The organism is Halomonas sp. PGE1, from assembly GCF_013000985.1.
GTDB classification, from domain to species: Bacteria; Pseudomonadota; Gammaproteobacteria; order Pseudomonadales; family Halomonadaceae; genus Halomonas; species Halomonas alkalicola.
In genome coordinates this window covers 1,538,692-1,557,599 of the sequence record NZ_CP053032.1, presented here as the reverse complement: position 1 = coordinate 1,557,599, position 18,908 = coordinate 1,538,692, and the positions used below count along the sequence as shown (strand labels likewise).

General features: G+C 69.2%; 16 protein-coding genes. 10 read left to right on the top strand and 6 right to left on the bottom strand.

Annotated elements, in window-relative coordinates; all coding sequences use genetic code 11:
- The first annotated feature begins 64 nt into the window (after positions 1-64).
- Positions 65-1,408 carry a replication-associated recombination protein A gene (locus HIR79_RS07330; protein ID WP_169957824.1) on the top strand — a complete coding sequence of 448 codons (1,344 nt, stop codon included), beginning with the start codon at positions 65-67 and terminating at the stop codon, positions 1,406-1,408.
- A 147-nt stretch (positions 1,409-1,555) separates the two neighbouring features.
- Here HIR79_RS07330 and lolA read toward each other — a convergent pair whose 3' ends face one another.
- The 3 genes from lolA to HIR79_RS18795 form a co-directional block, all read right to left on the bottom strand.
- Positions 1,556-2,185 (bottom strand): outer membrane lipoprotein periplasmic chaperone LolA, encoded by a 630-nt coding sequence (gene lolA / locus HIR79_RS07325; RefSeq protein WP_169957823.1) that lies wholly within the window; start codon positions 2,183-2,185, stop codon positions 1,556-1,558.
- A gap of 157 nt (positions 2,186-2,342) precedes the next feature.
- Positions 2,343-3,875: a DNA translocase FtsK gene (locus HIR79_RS18800; protein WP_502708673.1), complete on the bottom strand. Its 1,533-nt coding sequence runs from the start codon at positions 3,873-3,875 to the stop codon at positions 2,343-2,345.
- A complete protein-coding gene (locus HIR79_RS18795; protein ID WP_211620973.1) occupies positions 3,784-5,736 on the bottom strand; it encodes a DNA translocase FtsK in 1,953 nt (650 codons plus the stop codon). Before HIR79_RS18795 ends, HIR79_RS18800 begins: the two co-directional genes overlap by 92 nt.
- A gap of 151 nt (positions 5,737-5,887) precedes the next feature.
- On the opposite strand from HIR79_RS18795, the gene aat reads away from it, so the two are divergent.
- From aat to infA, 3 genes are all read left to right on the top strand, one after another.
- Positions 5,888-6,664 (top strand): leucyl/phenylalanyl-tRNA--protein transferase, encoded by a 777-nt coding sequence (gene aat / locus HIR79_RS07310; RefSeq protein WP_110068225.1) that lies wholly within the window; start codon positions 5,888-5,890, stop codon positions 6,662-6,664.
- Entirely contained in the window at positions 6,661-7,398 is a 738-nt protein-coding gene (locus HIR79_RS07305; protein WP_169957822.1) for an arginyltransferase, read from the top strand. Before aat ends, HIR79_RS07305 begins: the two co-directional genes overlap by 4 nt.
- A gap of 121 nt (positions 7,399-7,519) precedes the next feature.
- Positions 7,520-7,738 carry a translation initiation factor IF-1 gene (gene infA / locus HIR79_RS07300; protein ID WP_027961652.1) on the top strand — a complete coding sequence of 73 codons (219 nt, stop codon included), beginning with the start codon at positions 7,520-7,522 and terminating at the stop codon, positions 7,736-7,738.
- Between the two features lie 93 nt (positions 7,739-7,831).
- Here the strand turns inward: infA and clpA are convergent, their stop codons facing one another.
- From clpA to HIR79_RS07285, 3 genes are all read right to left on the bottom strand, one after another.
- Positions 7,832-10,108 (bottom strand): ATP-dependent Clp protease ATP-binding subunit ClpA, encoded by a 2,277-nt coding sequence (gene clpA, locus HIR79_RS07295; protein WP_169957821.1) that lies wholly within the window; start codon positions 10,106-10,108, stop codon positions 7,832-7,834.
- 144 nt (positions 10,109-10,252) lie between these two features.
- Entirely contained in the window at positions 10,253-10,576 is a 324-nt protein-coding gene (clpS, locus tag HIR79_RS07290; RefSeq protein WP_119020725.1) for an ATP-dependent Clp protease adapter ClpS, read from the bottom strand.
- Between the two features lie 261 nt (positions 10,577-10,837).
- Positions 10,838-13,072: an NADP-dependent isocitrate dehydrogenase gene (locus HIR79_RS07285; protein ID WP_169957819.1), complete on the bottom strand. Its 2,235-nt coding sequence runs from the start codon at positions 13,070-13,072 to the stop codon at positions 10,838-10,840.
- Positions 13,073-13,355: 283 nt separating this feature from the next.
- Here HIR79_RS07285 and HIR79_RS07280 point away from each other — a divergent pair, with 283 nt between their 5' ends.
- The 6 genes from HIR79_RS07280 to HIR79_RS07255 all read left to right on the top strand — a co-directional run bounded on the left by HIR79_RS07280 (position 13,356) and on the right by HIR79_RS07255 (position 18,892).
- The gene (locus HIR79_RS07280) at positions 13,356-13,994 is read left to right on the top strand and encodes a pseudouridine synthase (protein ID WP_169957818.1); all 639 of its coding nucleotides are present in this window, start codon (positions 13,356-13,358) and stop codon (positions 13,992-13,994) included.
- On the top strand, positions 13,991-14,440 hold the full coding sequence (locus HIR79_RS07275; protein ID WP_169957817.1) for an NUDIX domain-containing protein: 450 nt from the start codon (positions 13,991-13,993) through the stop codon (positions 14,438-14,440). The genes HIR79_RS07280 and HIR79_RS07275 overlap by 4 nt, the downstream gene beginning before the upstream one ends.
- 72 nt (positions 14,441-14,512) lie before the next feature.
- Positions 14,513-15,643 carry a tRNA 2-thiouridine(34) synthase MnmA gene (gene mnmA, locus HIR79_RS07270; protein WP_119020722.1) on the top strand — a complete coding sequence of 377 codons (1,131 nt, stop codon included), beginning with the start codon at positions 14,513-14,515 and terminating at the stop codon, positions 15,641-15,643.
- Complete coding sequence (gene hflD, locus HIR79_RS07265) at positions 15,640-16,281, top strand: high frequency lysogenization protein HflD (protein ID WP_169957816.1); 642 nt, start codon at positions 15,640-15,642, stop codon at positions 16,279-16,281. The genes mnmA and hflD overlap by 4 nt, the downstream gene beginning before the upstream one ends.
- 50 nt (positions 16,282-16,331) lie before the next feature.
- The gene (gene purB, locus HIR79_RS07260) at positions 16,332-17,720 is read left to right on the top strand and encodes an adenylosuccinate lyase (RefSeq protein WP_169957815.1); all 1,389 of its coding nucleotides are present in this window, start codon (positions 16,332-16,334) and stop codon (positions 17,718-17,720) included.
- A 26-nt stretch (positions 17,721-17,746) separates the two neighbouring features.
- Positions 17,747-18,892 carry a cupin domain-containing protein gene (locus tag HIR79_RS07255; RefSeq protein ID WP_169959507.1) on the top strand — a complete coding sequence of 382 codons (1,146 nt, stop codon included), beginning with the start codon at positions 17,747-17,749 and terminating at the stop codon, positions 18,890-18,892.
- Positions 18,893-18,908 lie beyond the last annotated feature (16 nt).

Below are 18,908 nucleotides of genomic sequence, written 5' to 3'. Positions count from 1 at the left end.
CCTCCCCACTCTAGCAGCCAGTCCCACGACCTGCCTCTGTCGAGATCAACGTAAGGAACCTGCCATGGACCTCTTCGCCGACGAGAGCGATCACGGCGCCCCGCTGGCCTGGCGCATGCGGCCCCGCACCCTGGCCGACTATGTGGGCCAGCAGGCGCTGGTAGGCCCCGGCCGCCCCCTGGCCCGTATGGTCGAGACCGGCGTGGTGCGCTCGATGATCCTCTGGGGGCCGCCGGGCAGCGGCAAGACCACCCTGGCGGAGATCCTGGCCGCCGAGTCCGGCGCCGAACTGGAGCACCTTTCGGCGGTGATGGCCGGCGTCAAGGAGATCCGCGCCGCGGTGGAGCGGGCCAGGGCGCGCCAGGCTCACGGCCAGGCGACGCTGCTGTTTCTCGACGAGATCCACCGTCTCAACAAGAGCCAGCAGGACGCCCTGCTGCCCCATGTGGAGTCGGGGCTGCTGACCCTGATCGGCGCCACCACCGAGAACCCCTCCTTCGAGGTCAACTCGGCGCTGCTCTCGCGGGCCCGGGTGCACGTGCTGACCTCACTCGGCGAGGCGGAGCTGGGCGAGGTGCTGCGCCGGGCGCTGGCCGACGAGGCCCGCGGCCTGGGCGCGCGACGCCTGCGGGTCGATGATGAGGTGCTGGCCCTGCTGGCCCGGGCCGCCGCCGGGGACGCCCGCCGGGCGCTGGGCCTGCTGGAGACCGCCTGCGACTTCGCCGAGCCCGATGGCGAAGGTGGCGAGGTGGTGCGCCGCGAGGCGCTGGTCGACGTGCTCGGCCACCAGGCCAGCGCCTTCGACAAGCAGGGCGATCACTACTACGACCTGCTCTCGGCGATCCACAAGTCGGTGCGCTCCTCGCGCCCCGATGCCGCCCTGCTCTACATCGCCCGTTTCGTGCAGGGCGGCGGCGACCCGCTGGACGTGGTCCGGCGCCTAGCCGCCATCGCCTCCGAGGACGTGGGCAACGCCGACCCGCGCGCCCTGCCACTGGTGATGGCCGCCTGGGACGCCTACCTGCGCCTGGGCGACCACGAGGGCCAGCGGGCCATCGCCCACGCCGCCATCCACCTGGCGGTGGCGCCCAAGAGCAATGCCATCGACCAGGCCTGGAAGCGTGCCCAGGCCTTCGTGGCCAGCCAGCCACGGCTGGAGGTGCCCGGCTACCTGCGCAACGCGCCGACGAAGCTGATGGAGAGCCTGGGCCACGGCCATGGCTACCGCTACGCCCACCATGAGCCCCATGCCTACCCCGCCGGCAGCAGCCACGACTGCTGGCCGGAGGAGACGCCCCGAGAGCGCTTCTACCGGCCGACCGAGCAGGGCCAGGAGAAGCGCTACGGCCAGCTGATGGCCTGGCGCGAGCAGCTCGACGCCGAGGCCGACGAGGGCGGCGGCGCCTAGCGCCAGAGCGAGCGTCGGGAACATGGCGAGAGCCCGGCTCCGCCGGGATCCCACCAGAAACGCCGGAGCCCCCGTCGGATGGCTTCCGACGGGGGCTCCCGAGCATGTGGCACCGACCGCCCGTGACCGAGCGGCTGGCCGAAGGCCTCAGTGCGTATCGCGGATCACATCGGTGCCCTCGGGGATCTCGAAGACGAAGCGGCTGTCGTCGATGGCCTGGTTCATGGTGGCATCGCGGAACTCGATGGCGGTGCGCTGCCCGGTGCTGTCGGTCATCTGCAGGGTGGTCAGCAGCTCACCGCGGAAGGTCATCTTCAGCTCCTCGAAGAGGGTATCCGCGGATTTGGGCAGCAGGGTGAAGGTCTCGGCGCTCCCCTGCTGCTGGCGAGTCACGTCGTAGCTGTCGACCAGGTCGCTGGCGCTGCCGGAGAGCAGCAGGGCCGGGGTATGGGTGACGCGATGATCCAGGGCCTGGATGGTGGCCTGTTCCAGGTCGGGGTCGTGCAGCATCACCTCCTCGCCGTCGGAGATCACCTCCTGCTGGTAGGGAGCCTCCACCTCCCAGCGGAACTTGCCGGGACGCGCGAGCCACATCTGGCCGTGGGCTTCCTGGAGACGCTCGCCGCTGGCGTCGAGGATCTGCTGCTCGAAGCGCGCCTCGAAGGTCTGCAGCGGCTCGAGCATGCGGGTCAGGCGATCCGCCCCTTCGCTGGCCAGGGCCGCGAGCGGCATGGCCAGGGTCATGGTGATAACGGCAAGGGTCTTCTTCACTATCATGGTGCTCTGTCTCCCTGGACGGTTCCAACTGGAATCCTGTCACTCGGACTGTATGGACGCCGGCGGGTTGCAGGCCTGCCGGCGCTTTCATGCTGGTTGCATGGTTGAAGGGGGGCGTCTCCCAGGGGAGACGCCCGCGTCGGTGGCGGGCGCGCTGCTAGTCGCCCCCCGCTCGCGGGGACAGCACCTCGCGGGAGCCGTTGGTCCCCATGGTGGAGACGACACCGGCCATCTCCATGGCCTCCACCAGGCGCGCCGCGCGGTTGTAGCCGATCTTGAAGCGGCGCTGCACGGCCGAGATCGACGCTCGGCGCGAGTCGATGACGAACTGCACCGCCTCGTCGTAGAGGGCATCCTGCTCGGCATCGTCGCCGTCACCGACGCCCTCGGCCTCGAGGCCGGTGAGCGCCTCGGCGGAGACCCCGCCGGAGAGGATCTCCTCGATATACTCGGGCTCGCCGCGGCGCTTCCAGTCCTCCACCACCCGGTGCACCTCGTCGTCGTCGACGAAGGCGCCGTGGACCCGGGTCGGCAGGCCGGAGCCCGCCGGCAGGTAGAGCATGTCGCCGTGGCCCAGCAGGTTCTCGGCGCCGCCCTGGTCGAGGATGGTGCGCGAGTCGATCCGCGAGGAGACCTGAAAGGCCATCCGCGTGGGGATGTTGGCCTTGATCAGGCCGGTGACCACGTCCACCGAGGGGCGCTGGGTGGCGAGTATCAGGTGGATGCCGGCGGCCCGCGCCTTCTGGGCCAGGCGGGCGATCAGCTCCTCGACCTTCTTGCCGACGATCATGAACATGTCGGCGAACTCGTCGACCACCACCACGATATAGGGCAGCTTCTCCAACACCGGCGGCGCCTGGTGCATCTCCCAGGGCTGCGGCTCCCACAGCGGATCGGCCACCTGGGCGCCGGCCTGCTCCGCCTCGTCGAGCTTGGCGTTGAAGCCGGCGATGTTGCGCACCCCCATGGTCGCCATCAGCTTGTAGCGACGCTCCATCTCGGCCACGCACCAGCGCAGGGCGTTGGCCGCCTCCTTCATGTCGGTCACCACCGGCGCCAGCAGGTGCGGGATGCCGTCGTAGACGGAGAGCTCGAGCATCTTGGGGTCGACCATGATCAGCCGCAGCTGTTCGGGCGTGGCCTTGAGCAGCATGGAGATCAGCATGGCGTTGACGCCCACCGACTTGCCCGAGCCGGTGGTACCGGCCACCAGCAGGTGGGGCATCTTGCCCAGGTTGGCCACCACCGGGCCGCCGCCGATGTCCTGGCCCAGCGCCAGGGTCAGGGCGGAATCGGCCTGCTGGTAGCGGTCGGAGTCGATCACCTCGCGCAGGCGGATCATGGCGCGGTGTGGGTTGGGAATCTCGATGCCCACCGTGGGGCGGCCCGGGATCACCTCCACCACCCGCACGCTCTTGACCATCAGCGAGCGCGCCAGGTCCTTGGCCAGGTTGCTGATCTTGGAGACCTTCACCCCGGCGGCAGGCTTGATCTCGAAGCGCGTGATGACCGGCCCCGGCCAGGTGTCGACCACCTCGGCCTTGACGCCATACTCGCGCAGCCGCACCTCTAGGAGCTCGGCCATCTCGGCCAGCTGGTCACCGGTGTAGTTCTGCTGCTGGGGTTCCGGTGGCGTCAGCAGGCGCAGGCTGGGCAGTTCGCCCTCGGGCTCCGGCAGCTCGTCCAGCACCGGACGCTGGCTCTGCAGGTGCTCCACGGTCCACAGCCGCATGCCGGACTCGTCGGCGGCCTCCCGGGCCTGCTCGGCGGTGGCCAGGCGCGGCGTAGCATCGCTGCCCTGCGCGTCGCCATCGAAGGCCTCCTCGAACTCCTCCGGCTCCGGCGGCTGCAGCGCTGCGCTGCGCTGGGCCGGGGCCTCCGGCGCGGGTGGCCGGGGGGGGCTCCACGGCGCTGTCCGCACGGTCCGCACTGTCGACCTGCTCGGGCTCGTCCCAGGCGAGCCTCGGCTCATCGTCATCCGTCTCGTCCCAGTCGATCTCCTGCCAGTCCACCAGGCCAGGCTCGCGACGGCCGCTCTCGCGCAGGGGGTGCGGCGAGGCCGCAGAGGAGGCACGGGCGGGCGGCATCTCCGGCTCGGCGGCGCGCAGCGGGTCGACGGGTTCGTCGCGGGGGGAAGGCTCGGGAGAGGCCGTGGCGCCCTCCTCCCGGAACGCCTCGGCGGAGGCCGGCGCTTCATGGCGGCTCGCCCGCAGCGAGGGGCCCTCCCAGGCGGCGGCGGGCTCATCATCGTCGGGAAGCATCGGCTCGGGCACCGTTTCCGGCCTGCGAGGCGGGCTGGCCTCGCCGGCGGGAGTCGCCGCCGGCGTTAGGGGCTTGGAAGCCTGGCCGGCGGGTGCCGCCGCCGTCGTTCGGGGCTCGGGGGCCTGGCCGGCGGATGTCGCCGCCGTTGCTGCCGTCGCCTCGTCGTCGGGCCTGGCGGCGCCAGGCCGTGCCGCCGGCGCTGGGCTCTCGGCGCGGGCCACCCCACCTGCCGAGGCGCCTTCGGTCGCGGCACTGGCCGCGCTGGCGGCCACGGCGGCCGCACCGGCCACTGCCCCGGCCCCCGGCACGCCGCCCGGAGAGCGTTCGCTGTAGGCCGCTCCCGGCTGCTTGGCCGAGGGGGTCTTCTCGGGGACTTCCCAGGGGATCTCGGTGTCACCGTCGTTGCCGAAACCAGGCTCGCGACGGCCGGCGGCCTGGAGATCGATCTCGGGCTCCCGGGAGCGGCCGCCAGGCAGCAGCCGCTGCCACCAGCGGGAGCGGCGGCTCGCCCCCTCCTCGGTGGGCGCCGCCGATTCCGCCTCGGCCATCGGCTCGGCGGTGTCCTCCCCGGCCGACCCTGCCGCATCCGGTTCGACGCGCTCATAGGCCGGCTCACGGGAAAAGGCGAAGCGCTCCGCCAGCCAGCCCCACACGCGCAGGGCGCGCAGCCCCAGCTCGTCCATCACCGAGAGCCAGGAGAGGCCGGTCAGCAGCGGCAGGCCGCAGAGCAGCGCCGCCAGCGCCGCCAGGCCGGTGCCGCCGGAGCCCACCAGGGGCACCAGGGCGCCCACCAGCCCCTCGCCGAGGATGCCCCCCGAGGAGTAGGGAAGCACCGTTTCTGCCGGGGGCCGATAGAAGTGCAGCGCGCCCAGGGTGGTGGTGCCTAGCAGCACCAGCACCAGGCCACCACCGCGCACCGCCAGCGCCGTGGCGTCCCACTCCAGGACGATCCCCTGGCGGGCTCGCAGCAGCCGCCAGGCGGCGTAGCCCAGCATGGCAGGCCACCACAGGGCGCTGGCGCCGAACAGCGAGTAGAGCACGTCGGAGAGCCAGGCCCCCACCGCCCCCATCCAGTTGTCGATGTGGGTCTCGGGCCCGCTGCGCGACCAGCCGGGATCACCGGGTTCGAAGCTGAACAGGGCCAGCAGCAGGAAGACGCAGCCGGCCAGCAGCACGATGGCCACCCCCTCCCGCGCCGAGCCCTGCAGCTTCACGCCGAAACGCCTGGCCGTCTCCCTGGCCTGGGCCGCGCTCACTCGACGCGGCGAGGACTTCTTGTTGACACTCAAGTGGTCATCCCCCTTGCGCCACCGCTGGCGTCTTCCAGTTGATTGGCGCCAATCATACCGAGCCAGGCCCGCCCATCACAGTGGCCCGAACGCCTTGAGCCGAGGCGCCGCGGGCGGCACACTGGCCTCCCCTACTGCTGGATGCCCGCCGATGGTGCCCTGGCTGCTCGAGCGCCCGATCCGCTTCCCGCCCGTCACGGCGGCCCTGCGCGACCCCGACGGTCTGCTGGCCGCCGGCGGCGCCCTCGATCCCGGCTGGCTGCTGGCCGCCTACCGCCGCGGCATCTTTCCCTGGTACGGGGACGATCAGCCGATCCTGTGGTGGAGCCCGGACCCGCGCATGGTGCTCTTCCCGGAGGAGCTCAGGGTGCGTCGCAGCCTCGCCAAGCGGCTGCGCCACGCCGGCTTCACGATCACCGCCAACCGCGCCTTCGACGCCGTGATGACCGCCTGCGCCGAGCCGCGTGCCGGGCAGCCAGGCACCTGGATCACCGACGAGATGCGTGCGGCCTACGTCCGGCTTCACGCCCTGGGGGCGGCACACTCCGTCGAGGTCTGGCAACGGGAGCGCCTGGTGGGCGGCCTCTACGGCGTCGCGCTGGGACCGGCCTTCTTCGGCGAGTCGATGTTCACCCGGGTGGCGGACGCCTCCAAGGTGGCCCTGGTGCACCTGGCCCGGGCCATGTCGTCGGGCGGCGGGCGGCTGATCGACTGCCAGATGCACACCGCCCACCTGGCAAGCCTCGGCGCCCGAGATATCGCCCGCGCCGAGTTCATCGGCTATCTTGAGAAGTGGCTGGGCAAGCCTCAGGATGTGGAGCCCGACGGCCTATCCTTCACCCCGGCCTGCTGGTCCTTCGAAGCCATCGGCGAGCCCCCCGGGGGGCCGCCAGTGAACGCCACCAGGAGCCGGAGAGAGTCGTCGTGAGCAGCAACGCCCCCCGCCAGCCCGTCCGGGATCTACGCTTCTTCCTGACCGTGCCCCATGCCTGCAGCTATCTGGCCGGGCGCGAGGCAACGACCCTGTTCCTCGACCCCCAGGAGTCGCCCGGGCAGGGCGTCTACGACTCCCTGGCACTGCTCGGCTTCCGGCGCAGCGGCCGCCATCTCTACCGCCCCCACTGCGAAGGCTGCAGCGCCTGCATCTCGGTGCGCCTACCGGTGGCGGAGTTTGCCCCGAACCGCAGCCAGCGCCGGCTGGTCCGGCGCAATGCCGACCTGACCCTGCACCTGCGCCCGGCGATCTTCGACCCGGAACACTACGGCCTCTATGCCCACTATATCCGCACCCGGCACGCCGACGGCGACATGTACCCGCCGAGCCACGAGCAGTACCGCACCTTCCTGACCCTGGATCAGGAGTATGCGCGGCTGCTGGAGTTCCGCCTCGCGGGCCGGCTGGTGGCCGTCGCGGCCTTCGACCAGCTCGAGCACGGCCTGTCGGCCATCTACACCTTCTTCGACCCCGACCCCGCACTGGAGCGGCGCTCCCTGGGCACCTTCGCGGTGCTCACCCTGGTGGAACAGGCGCGTCGCCGCGGCCTGCCCCATGTCTATCTGGGCTACTGGATACGCGAGTGCCGCAAGATGGCCTACAAGCAGGCGTTCCAGCCTCTGGAGATGCTCGAGGGCCGCCACTGGCGGCGCCTGATTCCCGCCTGACCTCCCGCCGCCGAGTGCGATGCTTTGCCATGTCGGCCGGCATGCGGCACAATATCGCGCTATTCTTTCAGGGCGGCAGCGCCCTGCCGAGCGTCATATCCATCAGCGAGGAACCGCCTATATGGCACGTGAAGACCATATCGAAATGGAAGGCGTCATCGTCGACACCCTCCCCAACACCACCTTCCGCGTCGAGCTGGAAAACGGCCACGTGGTCACCGCGCACATCTCCGGCAAGATGCGCAAGAACTACATCCGCATCCTGACCGGCGACAAGGTCAAGGTGGAGCTGACTCCCTACGACCTGACCAAGGGTCGCATCGTCTACCGCTCCCGCTGAGCCGCGGTCGAGCCTCCCCAAGCCCGACGCCAGCCGCACAGGACAACGCCCCGTCGATCGACAGGGCGCTGCGTCGTGTGCGGGTGTCGGCCGTCAGGGCGCGTCGGCCAGCTCCGCTTCGGTGGAGAGATGGAGTTCGCCCTCCTCCACGGTGACGTGCACCACGCCGCCGTGCTCCGAGAGCTCGCCGAACAGGATCATCTCCGCCAGCGGCTTCTTGAGCTTCTCCTGGATCAGCCTTGCCATGGGGCGAGCGCCCATGTCCGGGTCGTAGCCCTTCTCGGCCAGCCAGTCCCGGGCCGCCAGGTCCACATCCAGCTGCACCCGCTTCTCGTCGAGCTGCGCTTGCAGCTCCACCAGGAACTTGTCCACCACGCTGCGCACCACCGAGGCGGGCAGGGCGTGGAACTGGATGATGCCGTCCAGGCGGTTGCGGAACTCCGGTGAGAAGGTCTTGCGAATCACCTCCATGGCATCGGTGGAGTGGTCCTGATGCTGGAAGCCGATGGAGCGCCGCGTGGCCTGCTCGACCCCGGCGTTGGAGGTCATGATCAGGATCACGTGGCGGAAGTCCGCCTCGCGGCCGTTGTTGTCGGTCAGACGACCGTGGTCCATCACCTGCAGCAGCAGGTTGAAGACCTCGGGATGCGCCTTCTCGATCTCGTCGAGCAGCAGCACGCAGTGCGGATGCTTGGTGATCGCCTCGGTCAGCAGGCCACCCTGATCGTAGCCCACGTAGCCCGGCGGGGCGCCGATCAGCCGCGACACCGTGTGACGCTCCATGTACTCGGACATGTCGAAGCGCACCAGCTCGATCCCCATGATCTTCGACAGCTGGCGGGCCACCTCGGTCTTGCCCACCCCGGTGGGGCCGGCGAACAGGAAGCTGCCCACCGGCTTGTCCGGCGCCTTGAGCCCGGCTCGGGAGAGCTTGATCGCGGCAGAGAGGCTGTCGATCGCCTCGTCCTGGCCGAAGACCAGCATCTTGAGGTCTCGATCGAGGTTCTCGAGCAGCTTGCGGTCGGAGCTGGAGACGCTCTTCGGCGGAATACGCGCGATGGAGGCGACCACCGCCTCGACCTGGGCGGTATCGATGGTGTCGATGCGCACCTCGGGCGGCAGCAGCCGCTGGTGGGCGCCGGCCTCGTCGATCACGTCGATGGCCTTGACCGGCAGGTGGCGGTCGCTGATGTAGCGATCCGCGAGCCTCGCGGCGCTCTCGAGGGCCGCATCGGTGTACTTGAGCCGGTGATGCTCCTCGAAGCGTGAACGCAGCCCCTTGAGGATGCGAATGGTGTCCTCCACCGAGGGGGCCGGCACGTCGACCTTCTGGAAGCGGCGAGCCAGGGCGCGATCCTTCTCGAAGATCCCGCGGTACTCCTGGAAGGTGGTGGAGCCGATGCAGCGCAGCTCGCCTGAAGAGAGCAGCGGCTTGAGCAGGTTGGACGCGTCCATCACCCCGCCCGAGGCGGCACCGGCACCGATCACGGTGTGGATCTCGTCAATGAAGAGGATGGCGTTGGGCTGCTTGCGCAGCTCCGCCAAGAGCCCCTTGAGGCGCTTCTCGAAGTCGCCGCGGTACTTGGTGCCGGCGAGCAGGGCGCCCATGTCCAGCGAGTAGACCACGGCATCGCTGATCACCTCGGGGACGTCCTCCTCGACGATGCGCTTGGCCAGACCCTCGGCGATGGCGGTCTTGCCCACGCCGGCCTCGCCCACCAGCAGCGGGTTGTTCTTGCGCCGCCGGGCGAGGATCTGCACCACCCGCTCGAGCTCCTGCTCGCGGCCGATCAGCGGGTCGATCTTGCCCATGCGGGCCTGCTCGTTGAGGTTGGTGGCATAGCCGGTGAGCGGGTTGGCCCCGTGCTCGTTGCCCCCCTCCTCGCTCTCCTCGGAATCCGAGGGGGCCGACGAGGGGCTCTGGCCGTGCCCGGCCACCTTGGAGATGCCGTGGGCGATGTAGTTGACGGCATCGACACGCGCAACGTTCTGCTGCTTCAGGAAGTAGACCGCCTGGCTCTCCTGCTCGGAGAAGATCGCCACCAGCACATTGGCCCCGGTGACCTCGCTCTTGCCGGAGGACTGCACGTGGAAGACCGCCCGCTGCAGCACGCGCTGGAAGCCCAGGGTCGGCTGGGTCTCGCGGTCTGACTGATCCTCGGGAATCAGCGGCGTGGTGGAGTTGATGAAGTCCTGCAGGTCGGAGCGCAGCTTGTCGAGGTTGGCCCCGCAGGCACGCAGCACATCGGCCGCCGAGGCGTTGTCCAGCAGCGCCAGCAGCAGGTGCTCCACGGTCATGAACTCGTGCCGCTTGGAGCGCGCCACGGTGAACGCCGTGTTCAGGGTCAGTTCAAGTTCTTTGCTCAGCATGGCAGTCCCCTTCTTGCCGCCCAGGGCATTGCGTCGGATCTTTCGTCATCCGGCATCATCAACATCGGGCACAAACGCCGCCGTTGCAAGCCTTGCTGCCAACGGCAGGCGGTGACCACCCGTCGCGACCATGTCCGGGGGGAGTCAGTCCGCCGCCTCGATGTCCGAGAGCAGCGGATGTTGACACTCTCTAGCGTATTGATTGACCTGATGGCTTTTGGTTTCCGCGATATCGCGAGTGAAGATGCCGCAGGTCGCCTTGCCCTGCGTATGCACCGTCAGCATCACCTGCACCGCGGTCTCGCTGTCCATATGAAAGAAGGTTTGCAACACCTCTACCACGAACTCCATGGGGGTGAAGTCGTCGTTGTGCAATACCACCTTGTACATCGGCGGGCGCGCCAGCGCAGGCTCGGCGCTCTGCACCGCCAGGTCGCCCTCCTCGTCGGTCCCCGGAGGGCGGGTCATGCCGCACCATATCTGTCGTTGCCACATAGCGGGAGACTACTCGTTTCACGGGCCGGCTAGCGGGCGGGTCAGGACGTTTTGACGTCGCCCGGCCGGCGGGGTTCATCTTGCTCTTCAACGCAGCGCCAGGCCTCAACGCAACGGCCCCCGCCCGTCATCCAGGCAGGGGCCGATGCACTCGCGGCTGACAGCGCTACCGACCTCTCGGCATCAACGGCGCCGAGAGAGCGCTCAGCCCTTGGCAGCTCAGTCCTTGGCAGCTCAGCTCTTGGAAACCAGGGCCAGGGCGGCGTTGAGCGTCGCGCTCGGGCGCATGGCCGCGTCGGTCAGCTCACGGTCAGGGTGATAGTAGCCCTTGATGTCCATGGCCTGACCCTGCACCGAATTGAGCTCCTCGATGATCACCTCCTCCTTGGCCTTGAACTCCTCGGCCAGCCTGGTGAACAGCGCCTTGAGCTCGGCGTCCTCGTCCTGCGCCGCCAGGGCCTCGGCCCAGTACATCGCCAGGTAGAAGTGGCTGCCGCGGTTGTCCAGCTCGCCGACCTTGCGCGAGGGCGACTTGTTGCTGTCCAGGAACTGGCCGTTGGCCTCGTCCAGCGCCTTCGCCAGCACCAGCGCGCGGCGGTTGTCGAAGGTCTTGCCCAGGTGCTCCAGGGAGGCGGCCAGGGCCAGGAACTCGCCGAGGGAGTCCCAGCGCAGGTGGTTCTCCTCGAGGAACTGCTGGACGTGCTTGGGCGCAGAGCCGCCGGCGCCGGTCTCGAACAGGCCGCCACCGTTCATCAGCGGGACGATGGAGAGCATCTTGGCGCTGGTGCCCAGCTCCATGATCGGGAAGAGGTCGGTGAGGTAGTCGCGCAGCACGTTGCCGGTGACGGAGATGGTGTCCTCGCCGCGACGGATACGCTCCAGGGAGAACTTCATGGCCTCCACCGGAGACATGATGCGGATGTCCAGGCCGCTGGTGTCGTGCTCGGCGAGGTAGGCCTCGACCTTCTTGATCAGCGAGGCATCGTGGGCGCGCTCGGCGTCGAGCCAGAACACCGCCGGGGTCTCGCTGTCGCGGGCGCGGGTCACGGCGAGCTTGACCCAGTCCTTGATCGGCGCGTCCTTGGTCTGGCACATGCGCCAGATGTCGCCCTTCTCCACGGCGTGCTCGAAGAGCACCTCGCCGGCGTCGTTGGTGACGCGCACGGTGCCATCCGCCGGGATCTGGAAGGTCTTGTCGTGGGAGCCGTACTCCTCGGCCTTCTGGGCCATCAGGCCGACATTGGGCACGCTGCCCATGGTGGTCGGATCGAAGGCGCCGTTGGCCTTGCAGTCCTCGATCACCGCCTGGTAGATGGTCGCGTAGCAGCGATCCGGGATCACCGCCTTGGCGTCGTGGAGGGCGTCATCGGCGCCCCACATCTTGCCGGAGTCGCGGATCATGGCCGGCATGGAGGCGTCGATGATCACGTCGCTGGGCACATGCAGGTTGGTGATGCCCTTGTGGGAGTTGACCATGGCCAGACGCGGACGCTCGGCGTAGAGCGCCTCGATGTCGGACTTGATCGCCTCCTGCTGGTCGGCGGGGAGCTGCTCGATGGTGGCGTAGAGGTCGCCAATGCCGTTGGTGGCGTCGAAGCCGACCTTGGCCAGGGCGTCGGCGTGCTTCTCCAGCACGTCACGATAGAACTCCTCCACCACGATGCCGAACATGATCGGGTCGGAGACCTTCATCATGGTGGCCTTGAGGTGCAGGGAGAAGAGCACGTCCTTCTCCTTCGCGTCGGCGACCTGCTCCTTGATGAAGGCGGAGAGCGCCTTGTGGCTCATCACCGAGCCGTCGATCACTTCGCCAGCCAGCACCGGGGTCGTCTCCTTGAGCACGGTGGCGGTGCCGTCCTGGCCGACCAGCTCGATCTTCACTGAACCCTCGGCGGCCAGGGTGGCGGACTTCTCGCTGCCGTAGAAGTCACCCTCGCTCATGCAGGCTACGTGGGACTGGGAGTCGGCGCTCCACTCGCCCATACGATGGGGGTACTTGCGGGCATAGTTCTTCACGGACTTGGGGGCGCGGCGGTCGCTGTTGCCCTCGCGCAGCACCGGGTTCACCGCGCTACCCTTGGTGCGGTCGTAGCGCGCCTTGATGTCACGCTCCACCTGGGTGGTGGGCTCGTCGGGATAGTCGGGAAGCTTGTAGCCCTGGGCCTGCAGCTCGCGGATGGCCGCCTTGAGCTGGGGCACCGAGGCGCTGATGTTGGGCAGCTTGATGATGTTCGCTTCGGGGGTCTTGGCCAGTTCGCCCAGCTCGGCCAGGTGGTCGCCGATCTGCTGGGCCTCGGTCAGGTATTCGGGAAACTGGGAGAGAATGCGGCCGGCCAGGGAGATATCGCGGGTCTCCACGATGACGCCCGCGGAGTCGGTATAGGCATCAATGATCGGCAGCAGGGAAAAGGTGGCCAGGGCCGGCGCTTCGTCGGTCAGCGTATAGATAATCTTCGGCGTTTTGGACATGTTGGCGTTGATCTCTCTGGTCACTGCGGTGGCATGAAACTGGATCGGTAGCGCGCGCTCACGATGTCTGCAACGGGGGACCGGCGTGCTCCGCCCACTGTTGTGATCGTGCGGGGATGCGCTTGGCATCGACCCGGTGGCGGAGTCTCGGCAGATCCCTGAACGACGAGGGCGCTCCCGGCGAGCGGGCGCATTATATCAGTCCGCCCGAGCCGGCGCATGAGCAATAAGGCTGACGCCCCTCCCCCTGCCATCCTGCCCCGCTTGCCGGTAAGCTTGCCCCATGAGCACCCTCTACCTGTTGCACAAGCCCTACCGCATGCTGTCCCAGTTCACCGACCGGGCCGGCGTGGACGGCGAGCGTCGCGCGACGCTGGCCGACGTCATCGACGTGCCCGGCATCTACCCGGCCGGGCGCCTCGACCACGACTCCGAGGGGCTGCTGCTGCTCTGTGACGACGGCGAGCTGATCCACCGCATCAGCCACCCGCGCCACAAGCAGCCCAAGACCTACCGCGTCCAGGTGGAGGGCGAGCCCGATGACGCCGCCCTGCAGGCGCTGCGCCAGGGCGTCGCGCTCGGCGACGGCATGACGAAGCCGGCCAAGGTGCGTCGCCTGGAGGCGAGCGGCCTGCCCGAGCGCGACCCGCCGCTGGACCCCAGGCGCCATCCGGTGACCACCTGGCTGGAGATCACCATCAGCGAGGGACGCAACCGTCAGGTCCGGCGGATGACCGCCCACGTCGGCCACCCCACCCTGCGCCTGGTGCGCGTGGCCATCGGCCCCTGGCGCCTCGACGGCCTGGCCCCCGGAGAGTGGCGCCGCGAGACCCTGCATGCCCCGACCCCGTCGCGTCGTGGCCGGCCGGGCCAGGGCCCTACCCCGCGTCGCAAGCCCGCCACGCGAGGCGGCAGGCGATGAGTCGCTGGCAGCCCTACGTGACCGTGGCCTGCGTGGTGGAGCGCGCCGGCGCCTTCCTCATGGTGGAGGAGGACCGCGGCGGCCCCGCCACCCTCTTCAACCAGCCCGCCGGCCACCTGGAACCGGATGAGCAGATCCTCGACGCCGCCCTGCGCGAGGTGGCCGAGGAGACCGCCTGGCGAGTCGGCATCAGCGACTACCTGGGGATGTACGTCTACCGGGCCCCGGATGGCAAGACCTTCCACAGCCACGCCTTCTTCGGCATGGCGCTGGCCCACCTGGGCAGCGAACTGGACCCGGCGATCCTGGCCGTGCACTGGCTGACCCTGGAGGAGGTCGAGACCCTGGATCGCGAGGGTCGCCTGAGAAGCCCGCTGGTGCTGCGCCGCATCCGCGACGCCCAGGCCGGGCGCTTCTACCCCATGGACGTCATCCACGAACGCTGAGCGCGCCGCGCCCGGCGCTCAGATCATGTATAATCCTGCCCCATTTATGTCACACCGATTCCGAGGGCGCCCATGACCGCCACCCCAGGCAAGGTGATCGTCGGCATGTCCGGCGGCGTCGACTCCTCCGTCTCTGCCCTGCTGCTGCTCGAGCAGGGCTATCAGGTCGAAGGCCTGTTCATGAAGAACTGGGACGAGGACGACGGCACCGAATACTGCACCGCCAAGGCCGACCTGGCGGACGCCGAGGCCGTCTGCGACAGGCTCGGCATCCGGCTGCACACCGCCAACTTCGCCGCCGAGTACTGGGACAACGTCTTCGAGCACTTCCTGGCCGAGTACAAGGCCGGGCGAACGCCGAACCCGGACATCCTCTGCAACCGCGAGATCAAGTTCAAGGTGTTCCTGGAGTATGCCGAGATGCTCGGCGCCGAGAAGATCGCCACCGGCCACTATGTTCGCCAGGGCGAGCGCCGCGGCCCGACGGACGGCCTGCTGCGGCCGCGGCTGCTCAAGGGGCTCGACGCCAACAAAGACCAGAGCTACTTCCTGCACGCCGTGCCCGAGGCCGCCATCGCCCGCACCCTCTTCCCGGTGGGCGAACTGGAGAAACCCGAGGTGCGCGCCATCGCCGAGCGCCACGATCTGGTGACCGCCAGGAAGAAGGATTCGACCGGCATCTGCTTCATCGGCGAGCGGCGCTTCCGCGACTTCCTCAAGCAGTACCTGCCGGCCCAGCCCGGGGTGATCGAGACCCCCGAGGGCGAGGCGATCGGTGAGCACATGGGGCTGATGTACTACACCCTGGGTCAGCGCCAGGGCCTGGGCATCGGCGGGCTCGCCAATCACCCGGAGGCCCCCTGGTACGTGGCCGCCAAGGATCTCGAGCGCAACGTGCTGATCGCCGTGCAGGGCAAGCACCACCCGCTGCTCTACACCGACAGCCTGGCCACCGAGGCCATGGACTGGGTGGCCGGCGAGGCGCCCGCCGCCGAGGGGCGCTTCACCGCCAAGACCCGCTATCGCCAGAGCGACGTGCCCTGCCGCATGCGCACCCTGGCGGATGGCGGCGTCGAGGTGCGCTTCATTGATCCCCAGCGCGCCGTCACCCCCGGCCAGTCGCTGGTCCTCTACGACGGCGAGATCTGCCTGGGCGGCGGGGTGATCCGCGACACCTGGAACGCCGAGGAGCCTGCCCCATGACCGCCTCGACCCCGATCCACCGCATCCCCGACGACCCCGTCACCCGCCAGGCCCTGGCCCTGGCGGGGGTCTTCCAGTCGGCCAGCCTGGTCGACGAACTGGCCCGCACCGGCCAGGTCGACCCGCGTAGCTGGGACACCCTGATCCGCGCCACCCTCGACACCAACCCCGAGAGCTTCGAGGCGATCTACGGCGGCCATCCCAACAACCTGCGCTGCGGCCTCGAGGTGCTCGAGGCCGTGGTGGGCCGCAAGCAGGCCAACCCGGTGGTGCTGCGCTACGGCTTCACCCTGCTGCTGCTGATGAACCAGGTGCGCAAGAACGACGCCATGCTGGGCGAGCTGGGCAGCCGGCTGGTGCGCATCCAGGGGCAGGCCGAGCACTTCGGCGAGACCCACGAGAACGTCATCGCCAGCCTCGGCGAGGCTTACCAGGAGACGCTCTCTACCCTCAAGACCCGCATCGTGGTGCAGGGCGACCCCTCGCTGCTGCAGAGCCGGATGATGCCCGAGCGGGTGCGAGCCTGCCTGCTCGGCGGCATCCGCTTCGCACTGCTCTGGCACCAGCAGGGTGGCCGACGCTGGAAGCTGGTCTTCCAGCGCGGCGCCCTGAAGAAGGCCCTGGACCAGCTCTCCTGATCCCTTACCCAGCCCGACACTCCAACGCTCATCGACCTGGAACTCGAACCATGCAAGCCCTGTCGCACTCTTCGCTTCCCCTGTCCGCCCTTACCGCCCTCTCCCCCGTCGACGGCCGCTACGGCAGCAAGGCCTCAAGCCTGCGCGAACACTTCAGCGAGTTCGGCCTGATCCGCGCCCGCGTGATCGTCGAGGTTCGCTGGCTCCAGCGCCTCGCCGAACTGGCCGGGGTCACCGAGGTGCCGCCCCTCTCCGCGGAGGCCACCGCTTTCCTGGAGGCGCTGATCCGCGACTTCTCGCTGGAGGACGCCGAGCGCATCAAGGAGATCGAGCGCACCACCAACCATGACGTCAAGGCGGTGGAGTACTTCCTCAAGGAGAAGATCGCCGGCCAGCCGGAGCTGCACGCCATCACCGAGTTCGTGCACTTCGCCTGCACCAGCGAGGACATCAACAACCTCTCCCACGGCGTGATGCTCACCGACGGCCTCAAGAGCCTGCTGCCGGTGATGCAGCGGGTGGCCGACGAGATCGCCAAGCTGGCCCAGGAGCATGCCGCGCTGCCGATGCTGTCGCGCACCCACGGCCAGACGGCGAGCCCCACCACCCTGGGCAAGGAGATGGCCAACGTCGCCTATCGCCTGCGCCGCCAGCTCAAGCTGATCGAAGGCGTCGAGATCCTCGGCAAGATCAACGGCGCGGTGGGCAACTACAACGCCCACCTGGCCACCTACCCGGAGGTGGACTGGGAAGGCAACGCCCGCACCTTCGTCGAGGGGCTGGGGCTGACCTTCAACCCCTACACCACCCAGATCGAGCCCCACGACTACATCGCCGAGCTGTTCGACGCTATCTGCCGCTTCAACACCATCCTGATCGACTTCGATCGCGACGTCTGGGGCTACATCTCGCTGGGCTACTTCAAGCAGAAGACCGTCGAGGGCGAGATCGGCTCCTCGACCATGCCCCACAAGGTCAATCCCATCGACTTCGAGAACTCCGAGGGCAACCTGGGGCTTTCCAACGCCATCCTCGGCCACCTGGCCCAGAAGCTGCCGATCTCCCGCTGGCAGCGCGATCTCACCGACTCCACGGTGCTGCGCAACCTGGGCGTCGGCCTGGCCTACGGCCTGATCGCCTATGAGGCCTCCCTCAAGGGCATCGGCAAGCTCGAGGCCAACCCGGCGCGCATCGCCGAGGACCTCGACGCCAGCTGGGAGGTGCTCGCCGAGCCGATCCAGACGGTGATGCGCCGCTACGGCATCGAGAAGCCCTACGAGAAGCTCAAGGAGCTGACCCGCGGCAAGCGCATCGACCAGGACGGGCTCAAAGCCTTCATCGACACCCTGGCGCTGCCCGCCGAGGTCAAGGTCGAGCTCAAGGCGCTGAGCCCGGCGACCTACATCGGCAACGCCGAGGCCCAGGCGCGCCGGCTGTGAGCGCTTCTGCCGACACCCCGCTGGCCATGCTCGGCGGCCTGACCGCCGCCGAGTTCCTGGGCGACTTCTGGCAGCAGAAGCCGCTGCTGATCCGCGGCGCCTTTCCCGACTTCGAGTGCCCGCTAGACCCCGACGAGCTGGCGGGCCTGGCCTGCGAGGAGGGCGTCGAGGCCCGCCTGGTGGAGGAGCACGGCAAGGCCGGCCCCTGGCAGGTGAGCCACGGCCCCTTCGATGAGCGCACCTTCGCCCGGCTGCCCGAGCGAGACTGGACCCTGCTGGTGCAGGCCGTGGATCACTATGTGCCCGAGGTGGCCGAGCTGCTCGAGGCCTTCGACTTCCTGCCCCGCTGGCGGCTCGACGACATCATGATCAGCTACGCCCCCCCGGGCGGCAGCGTCGGCCCCCACGTCGACCAGTACGATGTCTTCCTGCTCCAGGGCAGCGGGCAGCGTCGCTGGCAGCTGGGCGGCCGGGTGGGTGACGACGCCCCGATCATCGCCGGCATCGACCTGCGCATCCTCGAGCACTTCGAGGTGGAGGACGACGACGACTGGGTGCTTGCGCCCGGCGACATGCTCTACCTGCCGCCCGGCTGGGCCCACCACGGCGTCAGCCAGTCCGACGACTGCCTGACCCTCTCGGTGGGCTTCCGCGCGCCCTCCGCCGACGAGGCGATCACCTCTTTCGCCGACTTCCTGGGCGAGCAGCTGCCGGCATCAAAGCGCTACTCCGACGCCGGCATGGCCCCGCTCGGGGACCCGGCCGAGCTGGACGATGCCGCCATCGCGCGCATGCGCGCCCTGATCCTCGAGACCCTCGACGACCCGGCCCAGCTGGCCCAGTGGTTCGGCCGGGTAATGACCCAGCCCAAGTACGTCGACCAGCTGGTGGCCAGCGACACCCCCACCGACCCCGCCGCGCTTGTTGCGGCACTACAGGAAGGCGAGATGCTCGTGCGCAGCCCCGGCTCGCGCTTCGCCTGGCGGGCCCTGGACGACGAGCGTGCCACCCTGTTCGCCGACGGCGACGGCGTCGAGTGCCCCCTGGCGCTGGCGCAGCTGGTGGCCTCCGAGGTCTCGCTGGACGCCGAGGCGCTGGCCCTGCCCGGCGCCGCCGAGCTGATGACCGCCCTGCTGGATGCCGGCAGCCTGGCCTGGGCGGATGACGAGTGAGGGGAATAGGCTCGAG

Bases quoted from the DNA above. Each gene is read 5' to 3' on its own strand.
- HIR79_RS07330 (WP_169957824.1), top strand. From the start codon at position 65: ATGGACCTCTTCGCCGACGAGAGCGATCACGGCGCCCCGCTGGCCTGG.
- lolA (WP_169957823.1), bottom strand. From the start codon at position 2,185: ATGATAGTGAAGAAGACCCTTGCCGTTATCACCATGACCCTGGCCATG.
- aat (WP_110068225.1), top strand. From the start codon at position 5,888: ATGGTGCCCTGGCTGCTCGAGCGCCCGATCCGCTTCCCGCCCGTCACG.
- infA (WP_027961652.1), top strand. From the start codon at position 7,520: ATGGCACGTGAAGACCATATCGAAATGGAAGGCGTCATCGTCGACACC.
- clpA (WP_169957821.1), bottom strand. From the start codon at position 10,108: ATGCTGAGCAAAGAACTTGAACTGACCCTGAACACGGCGTTCACCGTG.
- clpS (WP_119020725.1), bottom strand. From the start codon at position 10,576: ATGACCCGCCCTCCGGGGACCGACGAGGAGGGCGACCTGGCGGTGCAG.
- HIR79_RS07285 (WP_169957819.1), bottom strand. From the start codon at position 13,072: ATGTCCAAAACGCCGAAGATTATCTATACGCTGACCGACGAAGCGCCG.
- HIR79_RS07280 (WP_169957818.1), top strand. From the start codon at position 13,356: ATGAGCACCCTCTACCTGTTGCACAAGCCCTACCGCATGCTGTCCCAG.
- HIR79_RS07275 (WP_169957817.1), top strand. From the start codon at position 13,991: ATGAGTCGCTGGCAGCCCTACGTGACCGTGGCCTGCGTGGTGGAGCGC.
- mnmA (WP_119020722.1), top strand. From the start codon at position 14,513: ATGACCGCCACCCCAGGCAAGGTGATCGTCGGCATGTCCGGCGGCGTC.
- hflD (WP_169957816.1), top strand. From the start codon at position 15,640: ATGACCGCCTCGACCCCGATCCACCGCATCCCCGACGACCCCGTCACC.
- purB (WP_169957815.1), top strand. From the start codon at position 16,332: ATGCAAGCCCTGTCGCACTCTTCGCTTCCCCTGTCCGCCCTTACCGCC.
- HIR79_RS07255 (WP_169959507.1), top strand. From the start codon at position 17,747: ATGCTCGGCGGCCTGACCGCCGCCGAGTTCCTGGGCGACTTCTGGCAG.